The following is an 11,972-nucleotide window of genomic DNA, read 5'->3' as shown; positions in this document are numbered from 1 at the left end:
GTTTCCTCCTCTGTTTTTGAGTTGGATTTTCCTGAATATTCAAAGGAAAATACCCCTCGTCATCGCCCCGTCGATAACCACGGTTGAGCCGAGCATGTACTCTGCCTCGTCGCTGAGGAGGAAGGCCACGAGCGAGCCGAGTTCGCTCCATCTCCCGGTCCTGTGGAGCGGCGTTCTGGAAAGCACTTCCCTCTCCCAGGTATCCGCGAAGGGTTCTCCCCTCTCTTCTGCAACCGCCATTAGGTTCTCTCTCGCGCCCGGCGTGTCAAAGCTACCGAGGAGAACCGAGTATGCCCTTATCCCATGCTTCCCATAGGTTCTTGAGACGCTCTTCGCCAGCTGAACCAGCCCAGCCCTTGTAATGTCTGCCAAGACAAGGGGGGGCATCGGTTCCTTTATTGAGATCGAGTTGAGGTAGACGAACCTGCCCGTCATCTTCTTCTCAAGCCACGTCTGGACGAGGAGCGTCGTTAGATAGCCTGGAGCAACAGTGTGAAGGGCGGAGGCTTCAATCCAGTTAAGGTAGCCCGCCTCGTGGAGGAGACAGGGCTCGCAGGGCACGTTAGGAGCGTTCCAGACGAGGGCGTTGACACCGTCTAGGAGTTCCCAGGCCACTTTGACGAGCTTCTCAATATCCTCCTGTCTGAACAGGTTCGCCGGAACCGCGTGAACCTCCCCGAATTCAGACAGCTCTTCTCTGGCCTTTTTGAGATTATCGGGATTATGGGAGCTTATAACAACCCTTGCGTTTCTTCTCAAAAGCTCCCTTGCGACGTTGAAACCTATTCCTCTTGAGGATGCTGTGATGATAACCCCAAGGCCGTTAAGGTCGATTCTAACGCTCATGCCATCCCCTACCCCTCACAACCTAATAACCTTGCGGTTGGCGTTTCTACAATTACTGCCTGGATTAGGGTAACCTAATCCGTCATCTTGACAGCTTTTCCATCGAAAGCCTCTTAAGACGAATAACATTCGGTTCTAAACAGATTTTTTGAAAAATTTGGGGGGGATTGGGTGAGGTTCTACATCTGTAGAAAAAAGTCCAAACCGAAGCCTTTCAGGATAGCGGTTATCGGTGCTGGACCTGCCGGCCTCACCGCCGCTGGTTACCTCGCCTGCCGGAGATACGAGGTTCATGTTTACGAGAAAATGCCAGAAGGGGGTGGGATGGTCGCCTTTGCCATCCCAGAGGCTAGGATACCAATAAGTTCCGTTAGGGAAGGAGTGAGGGACCTTGAAAGGCTCGGCGTTCACTTCCACTTCAGGACGAAGGTCGTCTATGACTCACTGAGGGAACTCGGCGATGAGTGGGTAGAGCACTTCGTCTCACTTGAGAGGCTTTTGGGAGAGTTCGATGCACTCCTCATAACGACAGGAGCGTGGAGGCCAAGGAAGCTGAAAATACCCGATGCAGAACTGCCAGGTGTCTACGATGCCCTAACGCTCTTACACCACATAAAAATGGCGAGGATAGGTTACTACCCTTGGGAGAGGATTCCGGACCTCAAGGGGAAGCACGTCGTGGTAATCGGAGCCGGCTACACTGCGGTTGACGTCGCCATTGAAGCGGGACTCCTCGGGGCTGAGAAGATAACAATGGTCTACCGCCGCTCCCTTGAGCACAGCTACGCGAAGGCTGAGATTAAAAAGCTGATTGCCGAGGGTGTCGAGTTCATCGAGATGGCTTCCCCGGTGAGGGTGTTAGGGGCTGAAAGGATCCAAGGCGTCAAGTTCGCGAAGACGAGAATAGAGGAGGGAAGCGTCGTAACCACCGACGAGCGGTTTGTAATGGATGCAGACGTCGTTGCCTACGCCATCGGCCAGCTCCCTACGAATCCGATCAGGGAGGTTGTCTGTGCCAACGAGGGAATTCTGAAGGGAGCTGGGATTTTCTTTGCCGGCGATGTGGTTGCACCGCGGAACATCGGAACGGCGATGAGGGAGGGTAGGGCGAGGGCCAGGGAGATAGAGGAGTGGCTCCTGAAAAAAGCTCCAGGAAAAGTCCTTTCGGTTCCGGTTACGGCCAGGCTGACGGGTTCAGTCATGGGTGAAAAGTGTTAGAGTGTGAGACGATGCCCTAAAACACACGTATACGATGCCCAAAAGAAGGTTAAGTTTTTATTCTCTGTGTTATAATGATTATCGAAAAGAAATGACCGCGGGTGATACTATGAAGCAAATAGACTTTCAGGTTGCGGCTGAACTCCTCTCAGCCACTTCCGAGTGGATTGGCGATGGAAGGACGAAGACGACGATAGGTAAAAGGGAGATCGAGGTTGACAACCCTCTCTCAGTCCCGCCGATGGGGGCGCCAGAAAACGTGACCTGGCCCGAGCAGTTGCTCCCCGCTGCGTTGGCCGCGTGCTTCATAACCACCATGACCAGTATAAGTGAAAGGCTCAGAGTGCATCCAAAGAGCATAAGGGTTACGGTGAAGCCCCTCCTTGCCAGGGACAGCGATGGGGGCTTTAAGTTTGAGAAGATGCTAATCACGATCGAGCTTTCGCTCCCCAAGGAGGAAGCGGCCAAGGCAGGGAGGCTCGTCGATCTCACCCACAGTTACTGCCTTATTAGCAAGGTCATGAAGGGCAACGTTGAGGAGGTTATTGAAACTAAGGTGCACGAGATTTGATGTCTGACCTTTTTATTCTCTGTTCTTCTTGTAGGGCACAAGTTTATAATTGCCCTTCTCCAATCTTCACCCATGACCGAGCCAAAAGACATCGTCCTTAAGGAGAGTGAGGGGGTTGAAGGGACCCCTATAGAGGGCCCTTGGCTTGACGAAGTTTCCAGCCTTGAAGAGGTTTTGGATTATTACGAGCGTATAGGTTTCCAGGCGACCCACCTCGGAAGGGCCATCGACATTTGGAGGAAGATCGAGAAGAAGCGTGCAGATGGAAAAGAAGTCCGTGTCTTCCTTGGATACACCTCGAACATAATCTCCTCCGGCCTGCGCGAGCTGATCGCATGGCTCGTGAAGGAGAGTAAAGTTGACGTCATAGTAACGACGGCTGGAGGCATCGAGGAGGACTTCATAAAAGCCCTCAAGCCCTTCATCCTCGGTGACTGGAAGGTGAATGACGTCGAGATGCGCGAGAAGGGCATCAACAGGATAGGCAACATCTTCGTGCCCAACGACCGTTACATCGAGTTCGAGAAGTACATGATACCCTTCTTCGAGCGGGTTCTTGAGATGGAAAAGGAGCACAAAAAGCCGCTCACGGCCAGCGAGTTCATCCATGAGATGGGCCGTTACCTGGACGAGAAACTTGGGAGGGAGAAGGAGCGGAGCATAATCTACTGGGCCTACAAGAGGAACGTGCCAATATTCTGCCCGGCTATAACAGACGGCTCCATTGGGGATATGCTCTACTTCTTCAAGGAAGAGAGGAGAGACAGAGAACTTATCATAGACATCGCCAACGACATAGTGAAGCTCAACAACTTAGCGGTTACCGCCAAAGAGACCGCATCAATAATCTTAGGTGGCTCACTTCCAAAGCACGCGATAATCAACGCCAACCTCTTCCGCGGCGGCACAGATTACGCGATTTACGTTACCACCGCTATTCCCTGGGACGGCTCACTGAGCGGTGCTCCTCCGAGCGAAGGGATAAGCTGGGGAAAGATAAGAGCCAAGGCGGACTACGTGGAGATATGGGCAGATGCCACGCTCGTCTTCCCACTGATGGTTTGGAATGTGATGAAATAACCTTTTTTCGTTTTATTCTATCTAGGCCCCCTTTGACCGAGTGCAGGTCGAGCCTCTCGTACTTGTGGACTATTGTATTTCTCAGGCCGTTGTAAACTCTTAGAAGGGATACCTCACCCTTGCTGAGAACGTCTTTCTCCCTAAGCCTGCCTATGTTCGTGTAGTCGTCCTCGACCGTTATGCCTAGGTCTTTCGTCAGCATTGCCACGATGTCTAGGGTAACATCCACGCATACCTGGAACGGATACAGGAGTGCCCTAGCGTGACATCGTCCTCTATCTCGTGTCCTTTTCGTACTCCTCCTCGAACTTCTCAAGCTTCTCTAAGCACCTCTGCCTTCTCACGGGCACACATGCCTCTTGAGCTTTACTTTCTCCCTTATGCTCTTGAACTGATTCTCCTTCGCACGGTGCTCCATATCTTTCCAGAGTTTCTTAACCCGGTAAAAGTTACTCGGAAAGCTAAAGTCTGACAATCACAAAAGCTCTAAAATCTTCTCCTCCCCGCCCGGTAGAACAAGCGGCCTCGACAGGTGCTTCCTCGCGTCTGGCGGGACCTCGTAGATTTTCTTCTCCAAGTCACGAGGCACCTTGACCGGAACCAGCTTCCTCGGCATCTTGTAGCCACAGCGCTTGCACTTGAGGTAGTCGCCCTTGCTCTTCATCGTTCCTCCACACTTCGGGCACTTCGGCTTCCGATATTCAACCTTCGGGACGAGCTTAACCGGATAGAACTTCTCCAGGTTGAGCGTGAGGACACCCCCGTGCTCCTTGACACCACCGGCCGCTATGATCTCATCCCCTGGCAGGAGTTTTCTCACATAGTTGCGGAACTTCTTGGTCGGCTCAAAGGCTGCAACGCGAATCCGCCCCGTCTCGTCCTCCAGCTCGAAGAAGACATGCCTTCCGTGCTCCCAATAAGGGCCGGCAACCTTTCCCCTCACTACCGCGCTGTCGTAGAGCCTCAGCTCGCCAATTTTCTTTGGAGTAAGGTGATCGTCGGTGTTCTGGTTGGTCTTGTAGAGCTGGTAGAACGCGACCGGCTCTTCGAACTCAACGCGCTCAAAGACTTGGAGAACCCTGCCGTGGTCAATCCCCCTTATTCCAGCGAGAACGGGGTCTTTGCCGTGCGGTGTTATGAGAACGATTCGCTTGTGAGGGTCAACGTTGTCGTGGCTGAATGGATAAGTCCATTTATCCGCCAGAAAGACGCTCTCTTCTTTAACCCTTCTCGGCGTCCCCCAGTTCTCAGGCTCGCGATAAGCCAGAAGCTCGTAGGTGAACCTCTCCAGGGGGTAGCCGATGGCCGCGAGGGAACCGATAATCCCGCGGCCAAGCTTGAACTTGAAGTACTCGGCCCCGACCTCCCTAGCGGTTCTCTCCGCTTCCCTAATCGTAACGTGCTCCCCCAAAGCCTTCAGTGAGAACTCCCTCAGCTCATTCGGGATCTTTCCCTCGAGGAAAACCACTCCCGGGTTGGTGTTCTCGTGCTCTAAGTCAGCAAGCTGGCTCACGTAGAAGAGGACGGTGTCCTTAATTTGGGGGATCACCGTTTCATCCGCCCCGAAGCTCATCGCTACTGCGCCGTTGCCGCGTGTTTTGTAAGGAATGTTTGGGTTGAGCCTTATTAACCTCGGCAGGTCGAGAGGCTCTGCGATCCGTGAAAGCTCGCGGTAGAGAAGTGCCCCTAGGTAAGTGGTACACATGCCGTTGGGTGAGTCGGTGTCATCGATTCCGATGTGGATGAACATGTTTGGAGAAAAGGGAAGGGGTTTAAAAATCAACCGCCCTGAACCTCTCAAAGATCAGCTCATCAACGAAGCCTTCTTCCGGTATGTAGTGGTGTTTTCTCAATCTCCCCGCGAGTTCGAAGCCGTTCTTCTCGAGAACTCGCTGGGAGGCCTTGTTAGGGGCGTAAACCCTGGCGTAGACCTTCCTGAGATTGAGCCACTCAAAGGCGTACTGAAGAACCATTTTCACCGCCTCACTTGCGTAGCCGTAGCCCCAGTACTCTCTAGCAAGGAAATAGCCGAGCTCCGCATGACCGTCCCCCTGTTCTATCCTGTAAAGCCCAATGAAGCCAACGAGCGATCGGGATGAGTTCTCCACAATGGCGAAAACCTTTTCATGCTTTTTCTCCTTGCGCAGGGTCTCGTACCACTCAAGCTCGTCCTCGTAGAAGAAGACCTCGGCGGGTTCTAACAGGTATCTCCTCACGTCACGGTCGTTGTACCAGAGCCACGCCTTGTGAAGGTCGTCCCTGAGTGGAACACCAAGCGAAACCAGCTTGCCCTTGAGAACTATTGGCCTCATTCCAACACCTTAAGTTTATTAAGCCGTTTGCATATTTAAAAATGATGGACAGGGAGAGGCTTATAAAAACCGTCGAGGCCGTGCTGAAGGGTACTGGCTACAAAACCGCGCGGATGGAGTTCCGTGGCTCGTGCTTTGACTTAGTTGCGAGCAGGTTATTCATGCTGCTGTTCATTAAAGTTGCCACCAACATCGACACCGTAACCGAAGATCAAGCCGAGGATTTAAAACGCCTTGCCCAGTTTTTCAACGCTTCTCCCATCATAGTTGGTGTGAAAACGAAAAACGCGGGGCTTGAGGAGGGTGTGGTTTACGAGCGCTTTGGGATCTACGCGTTGAGGCCTGAAACACTCTACGACATCCTCGCCGAGAACGAACTGCCGGCCATCTTCGCCGAGCGCGGTGGCTTCTATGTGAGGGTTAACGGCCAACTCCTAAGACGCCTCCGTGAGGAGAGGGGTTATTCGATAAACGAGCTGGCCCAGTTACTAGGGGTCTCACGGAAGAGCTTGATAAACTATGAACGTGGTGAGCAGGCGGTTTCCCTAGAGGTCGCGGTAAGGCTTGAGGAACTCTTCGATGAGCCGTTGGCTGAGCCTATTGACGTTCTCCACTCCCTGGTGGAGGCCAACCTCAACGTCAACCCTGAGACGCCCCTTGAGAAGGAAATCCTCGACCGACTGAAGAGGCTTGGTCTCGGTGTCGTTAAGGTGAATAAAGCACCGTTCAACGCCGTTTCAAAGGAGGATGAGTTTAGAATTCTAACCGGCATAGACGAGCGCAAGACCCGCTCCACGGTGAAGAGGGCAGAGATGGTGGCTGAAGTGGGGAGGATAATAAACTCCGATGGAGTCTTTATACTTGAGAGGACAAGGAAGGAGGTTGTCAGTGAGGTGCCGCTCATCCCAAAGGAGAGCCTTGAAGAGGTAAGGGACGCCGACGAGCTAATAGACCTTATAGAAGAACTGAAAAGAGAGATAAAAAGACAGCTCTTCGGTTGACTTCTGGATACACCTAAGAGAACATCACCTTCTTCCAGACTTCCTTGAGCTTTGGAGCATATTCAGCAGGTGAAGCTATCAGCACCGCCCAGCGCGGGGTTTGGCGCCTCTTGAGGGCGTTGGTCAGTGGAGTGACCTTTGTGAGCGGTTGAATCTTGCCGTTCTCTAGGAGAACATTTATCTCAGCCGATTTAAGCCTTGGCTCACTGAGCATTAGATCTGCTATGCTGAACTCGAGGATGACCTCCCCCTCACTGGCTTCAACTGCATCGGCTAAGGCGCGCTCTATCTCCTGTCTTCTCTTAACGTTCCGGTAGGCCGTCAAAAGCTCCCTCTTCTCCTCCGTGCTCAGCTCGTTGGCGCTCGCCAGAACGGCCGCCTTGTAGAGTTCGCGGTACTTCACACGCCTGACCATCTCCGCCGGGAGACCCTCAAGGTCCTCAAGCTCAACCAACACACGGCAGTCTATCATCCTCCAGAAGTCCCAGAGGTGACCCTCTTCGAGGGCGAATTCCAGAGCCCTCGTCAGCATCCCTTCCGCTATCTTAACCGTGTGGTGGAAGTAGACGCGCGAGTACATCAGAGAGCGCGCCACCATCATCCCCTCAACGGCTTCAATGCCCTTCTCATCGACCACTAACTCCCCATTGTGGATTCGGAGCACCTTTAAAAGCCTCTCAAGGTCGATTATGCCGTGGGCGACTCCCGTGTAGTGGGCGTCCCGTATCAGGTAGTCGAGCTGGTCTACATCCACATCCCCGTGGAGCATCTGGCCGAGGTAGGTCTTTTTTGCCTTCCCGAGGATGAGGTTTGCCACATCCTCCGGCGTGAAGTCATAGCCGTAGCCCTCGATTATCTCTGGAATCCTGCCGCCGTTCTCGCTCTCGGTTATGTTCGTCCTTCCGAGTATGATATCCTGTCCAAGGCGCATGTGATCGTGCTCCTTGACATAATGCTTGTATATGCTCTCGAAGGTGTGACTGAACGGCCCGTGGCCGATGTCGTGGAGGAGCGCCCCCACCTGGAGGAGCATGTTCTCGTCCTCACTGAGACCAACCTCCTGGGAGAGCCTCTTGGCGATGTTCCACGCGCCAAGGGAGTGCTCAAAGCGGCTGTGGTTCGCGCCGGGGTAGACGAGATACGCCAGGCCGAGCTGTCGTATATTCCTGAGCCTTTGGAACTCGGGTGTTTTGACGAGGTCGAGGATGAGGCCGGTTAGCTTCATACTCCCGTGAATCCCATCATGAATAATTTTTCCGTCCATCAGCACCACCGCTGGAGATTTGAGAATTGTCTTAAATAATTTTTCGGCATTGTGACAATGAAGTTAGTAAGGAATAAACGAAAAGGGGTTTATGGAGCTTTTAAATGTCTTTGCCGGCTATGTATATCCTCTTCGTCTTGCCGAGCCTCTTAGGGAGGTCCGCGCGGAGCTTCTCGAGAGGGACGGCCTCTATCACAAGCTCCGCCTGCCTGGATTCCTCGACCTCGTAGCGGATCGGGTTGTTGGCATCGTATATAAGTTCCCTCACCTCATCCTCTATTCCGGCAGGTTTTTCCTCCCCGTAGGCGACGCGGATTACAGCTTTTGGTTTGGGATTCTCCGGAGAGAGTGGGTGGTAGATTATCACAAAGTCGAGAAGCTCGGGGTGGTCGTAGACTACCCCCATGATCTGGTCTATGTGGAGCTTTGCCCCGGCGAGGCTTATCACATCCTTGACGCGGATTATATTCTTGACCTTACCATTCTCAACCCTCGCGAGGTCTCCGATGTCGTAGTTGAAGAGATGAAGGCCTGTCAGCTCTCCCTCGCGCATCACCTTCGTGATGTATATCCGCTTGTACTGATCGTAGCCGTCCCCATCATCTTTGAGAATCACTACGGACTCCGTGAAAGTGAAAGGTGAGCTTTTCTTCTCTGTTATCACGCGGTAGCCGGTTACATCGTCCTCCGTCGAGCCAAAGTTGTCGATGATGACCGCGTTCGGGAAGAGTTCGAGGGTTGCCTTCGCAAGCTCCGGTGTTAGTGTCTCACCGCCGACGACTATCGTCTGGATGTCGTTCTTTATCGACTCCGGTAGGTTGAGGCCGAGGTTGTAGGCTGTAGCCGTAAGGCAGAAGATTGAGGTCGGCTTTATGTCCTCGAACTCGCGTAGGAGAGCGTTTCTGTCAAGGAGGTACCGGATGGGCACCTGGTAGTAGGCAGTCTTGGCGTTGACAGTCTCAAATCCCCCGTAGGCAAACATCCCCGATGATGAAGGAAGCGGTGGGAAGAAAGAGGCAATCCTCTCGCCCTTATCCATGTACCCTCTTATCCACGGCTCAAGCTGCCTTCCAGTTCTGATGCGGTCGTCTTGGGTGTAGGGGACCCTCTTGGGTCTTCCGGTAGTTCCACTCGTTCTCATAACGGTGTAGAAGAGTTTGGGTTCCCTGATGTAGTCCGGCCATATCATCCCCGTCGAGTATAGGTCGTGCGGCTGTATGTTGACCCTCTCCGTTAGCCTTGCGAGCAGCTCGGGGGTTACCTCTGCGGGATCCATATCTTCAAACTTCTTCCTCCAAAACGGGGTGGTTTCAACGGCCTTCTTAACTGTGTACTCGAGGTATCCCTTTATTCCATCGTCCAGTTTCCCCTCTATGATTGACATAGATAAACCCTCAACATGAGTTAACGTAGATAGTTTTAACATTTTCGAGGGGAGTCCGGGTGAGAACGATGGACGAATTCAAAAATACTTTTATACCTCTGCCACGTACAGATTCCCTATGAACTATGAAAACATTCTATCCCAGATTATGGAGAGACCTCTAAGGGTCAGCAAAGGCACGGTTGGGGAATACCTAAGGGAGGTCTTTGAATATCACTCCAAATTCACCCCCCACTGGAGAGATGTCAGGAATACCTTGAATCCGGACGTGGATAAGGTTTTCCATGGTCCCCCCGCTCGAATCATGGAGAACCTGCTGAACGGTGGGTTTGCGGTTGAGGAAGATTACCTAAGGGCAAACTGGCTCCGGTTCCTGCCGGAAGGGTACACCGGGAGGGTGCGCTTTTATCAATCCTCTGGAACGACAAGGGAGAGGGCGATCGGCCACTGGGATGCCCAATACCTGAAGGCGCTGAACGCCTACCTTTACGCCGCCCTGGATGAAATCTACGGCCTCTCCGGAGTGTACGGTGAAGGACATAGAATGAGGGCGATTGCCCACGGTCCCTACGGCTGGTATCAGGATGAGGTGAGCGAGCTGGTGTGGAGATACGGTGGAACGCTCTACTTCATAGGCATGGAAACGGACGGCCTCAAGAGGGTTCTAAGGGAACAGGGCCTCGAAGCCACCCTGAGGCTCCTGGACCCCCTGGTCAAATACACAGAACGCGTTATGAAGACCGACACCTCCGTAAACACCGTCCGCACGGCCCCACCGCTTATGTCTCTCTTCGAACCCTACGCGGAGGGGATTGAGACCGCGATGATCAGCGGTGTTGGAATAGACAAAAGCTTTGTGGGATATTTTGAGGAGAACTTTTCTAGGACAACGTTTATACCCTTTTACGGCTACTACCTATTTGGGGATCTGGTAGGGGTGCAGAAGAGGGGGCACTTTACATACTATCCAAACTACCCTTTCACGTTGGTCTTTCCGGTTAAGAGGGAGGAAGACAGATGGCGGGTTGTTGATTATGGTGAACGGGGACGCTCCGCCTTCGTCATAGCCCGGCCAGAGGTTTTTGTGGTCAAGGTGGAGAACGAGACATCAATCCGGGCGAAGCCGGGAGAGCCTTTTGAATGGGATGGATTTTCGGATCCTAACAGGGAGGTTTGATGCGGGAATGGACGGTGTTAGTGCTCTGGTGGGTGTTGAGTTTTCCATTGTACTGCTTGGGGGATATCACGGCCTTCGTGTGGATGCTGAGGGTATACTTTAAGAACAGACGCGTATCAGCGCTTTCATTCTCCCTTGCGTGGCTGTTTGATGCCATCGCAATAGCCCTCTCCGCATCGCCCAATGTTCCCATGAACTACCTCGGCTACATCTCCATAACGATTTTCTCGGCCCTGATATTCTACGGTGCCGTGAGGTTCCTGGATGAAGAGGGCATTTCGATACTCAACCAGACTGCATACTACTTCTCGCTGATTCCTCCCGCACTGATGGCCTACCTCCTTCTCATTTATCTCTACACTGGCGATGCTGTCTGGACCGTTGGTGGGGCCGCCGCCCTTGGAATCGCCAGCGCCTTCGTTATAGTGGGTGGCTTCCTCCTCCGCCCGCTCAAGGAGATTTATCCGAGAATCATGACATACCTTTACGGAAGCATCATACTCTTCGGAATCCACCTCATCCCCGCCGCCATTTTTGGCTACCATAAATGGTACCTCCCCATTGGCTTCATGTTCTCAGCATCGCTCATAGTGGCGATGGTCTGGGCGCTCTTTAAACTCACATCAACAGAGAGGTTCAACGTCCCAGTGGGGACGGTTCCGCATAAACTCGACCTCAAGAGGGGAGTTTTGCTGATCGACGTGGATGAATATAAAGATCTCAAAGGGCAACTCTCGAATTTTCCGGCCCTAGCGTTCCTCCGCGACCTCTCGGATGTTCCGAAGGCATGGCAGGCATACTTTGTGACGGCAGTGCCGTTCAAGAACTCCAGCGATAAGGTTATCCCACCTACTAACTTGGCCAAGATGACGGAGCTTGCGTTCCAGTACTCCGAGGGCTTCAAGAAGGCTGGTGGTGGAGGCGTTATGGTTATGGACTGCATTGAGTACCTCATGGTCTACAACAGCTGGAGTTCACTCCTAAAGTTCCTCTCAAAGCTCCGTGATTTTACCCTCGTCAGTAGGGGCAGCCTGATTGTCGTGATTGACAGGGACAGCTTTGAGGAAACCAAGTACGCACAGCTCGTCAAGCTCATGGAGTGAGCAGTTTTATATACTC

The 11,972-nt window shown here is 52.9% G+C and carries 11 protein-coding genes and 1 pseudogene; 6 read left to right on the top strand and 6 right to left on the bottom strand.

Going from position 1 to position 11,972, the window contains the following annotated elements; all coding sequences use genetic code 11:
- Nucleotides 1-39: 39 nt before the first annotated feature.
- On the bottom strand, nucleotides 40-846 hold the full coding sequence (locus MV421_RS06330) for an SDR family oxidoreductase (protein ID WP_297421356.1): 807 nt from the start codon (nucleotides 844-846) through the stop codon (nucleotides 40-42).
- Between the two features lie 171 nt (nucleotides 847-1,017).
- Between MV421_RS06330 and MV421_RS06325 the strand changes: the two genes are divergently transcribed.
- The 3 genes from MV421_RS06325 to MV421_RS06315 all read left to right on the top strand — a co-directional run bounded on the left by MV421_RS06325 (nucleotide 1,018) and on the right by MV421_RS06315 (nucleotide 3,715).
- A complete protein-coding gene (locus MV421_RS06325; protein WP_297421358.1) occupies nucleotides 1,018-2,064 on the top strand; it encodes an FAD-dependent oxidoreductase in 1,047 nt (348 codons plus the stop codon).
- A 109-nt stretch (nucleotides 2,065-2,173) separates the two neighbouring features.
- Nucleotides 2,174-2,635 (top strand): OsmC family protein, encoded by a 462-nt coding sequence (locus MV421_RS06320; protein WP_297421359.1) that lies wholly within the window; start codon nucleotides 2,174-2,176, stop codon nucleotides 2,633-2,635.
- Nucleotides 2,636-2,707: 72 nt separating this feature from the next.
- The gene (locus MV421_RS06315; protein WP_297421361.1) at nucleotides 2,708-3,715 is read left to right on the top strand and encodes a deoxyhypusine synthase; all 1,008 of its coding nucleotides are present in this window, start codon (nucleotides 2,708-2,710) and stop codon (nucleotides 3,713-3,715) included.
- A 94-nt stretch (nucleotides 3,716-3,809) separates the two neighbouring features.
- On the opposite strand, the pseudogene MV421_RS11060 reads toward MV421_RS06315, so the two are convergent.
- From MV421_RS11060 to MV421_RS06300, 3 genes and pseudogenes are all read right to left on the bottom strand, one after another.
- Nucleotides 3,810-4,031 (bottom strand): annotated as a pseudogene (locus MV421_RS11060) (hypothetical protein); the annotation flags it as partial.
- A 159-nt stretch (nucleotides 4,032-4,190) separates the two neighbouring features.
- Complete coding sequence (gene tiaS / locus MV421_RS06305; RefSeq protein ID WP_297421363.1) at nucleotides 4,191-5,465, bottom strand: tRNA(Ile2) 2-agmatinylcytidine synthetase TiaS; 1,275 nt, start codon at nucleotides 5,463-5,465, stop codon at nucleotides 4,191-4,193.
- A gap of 22 nt (nucleotides 5,466-5,487) precedes the next feature.
- The gene (locus MV421_RS06300) at nucleotides 5,488-6,027 is read right to left on the bottom strand and encodes a GNAT family N-acetyltransferase (protein ID WP_297421365.1); all 540 of its coding nucleotides are present in this window, start codon (nucleotides 6,025-6,027) and stop codon (nucleotides 5,488-5,490) included.
- A gap of 44 nt (nucleotides 6,028-6,071) precedes the next feature.
- On the opposite strand from MV421_RS06300, the gene MV421_RS06295 reads away from it, so the two are divergent.
- The gene (locus MV421_RS06295) at nucleotides 6,072-7,028 is read left to right on the top strand and encodes a transcriptional regulator (RefSeq protein WP_297421367.1); all 957 of its coding nucleotides are present in this window, start codon (nucleotides 6,072-6,074) and stop codon (nucleotides 7,026-7,028) included.
- Nucleotides 7,029-7,041: 13 nt separating this feature from the next.
- On the opposite strand, the gene MV421_RS06290 is transcribed toward MV421_RS06295, so the two are convergent.
- Entirely contained in the window at nucleotides 7,042-8,292 is a 1,251-nt protein-coding gene (locus tag MV421_RS06290; protein ID WP_297421370.1) for an HD domain-containing protein, read from the bottom strand.
- 100 nt (nucleotides 8,293-8,392) lie between these two features.
- Nucleotides 8,393-9,676 carry an AMP-binding protein gene (locus tag MV421_RS06285; protein ID WP_297421372.1) on the bottom strand — a complete coding sequence of 428 codons (1,284 nt, stop codon included), beginning with the start codon at nucleotides 9,674-9,676 and terminating at the stop codon, nucleotides 8,393-8,395.
- A 118-nt stretch (nucleotides 9,677-9,794) separates the two neighbouring features.
- Between MV421_RS06285 and MV421_RS06280 the strand changes: the two genes are divergently transcribed.
- Nucleotides 9,795-10,853 (top strand): hypothetical protein, encoded by a 1,059-nt coding sequence (locus MV421_RS06280; RefSeq protein ID WP_297421373.1) that lies wholly within the window; start codon nucleotides 9,795-9,797, stop codon nucleotides 10,851-10,853.
- On the top strand, nucleotides 10,853-11,956 hold the full coding sequence (locus MV421_RS06275) for a DUF835 domain-containing protein (RefSeq protein WP_297518014.1): 1,104 nt from the start codon (nucleotides 10,853-10,855) through the stop codon (nucleotides 11,954-11,956). The genes MV421_RS06280 and MV421_RS06275 overlap by 1 nt, the downstream gene beginning before the upstream one ends.
- Nucleotides 11,957-11,972 lie beyond the last annotated feature (16 nt).

Origin of the sequence: Thermococcus sp., assembly GCF_027023865.1 — an archaeon.
Classification (GTDB): domain Archaea; phylum Methanobacteriota_B; class Thermococci; order Thermococcales; family Thermococcaceae; genus Thermococcus.
This window is presented reverse-complemented; position numbering and strand designations above follow the sequence as displayed.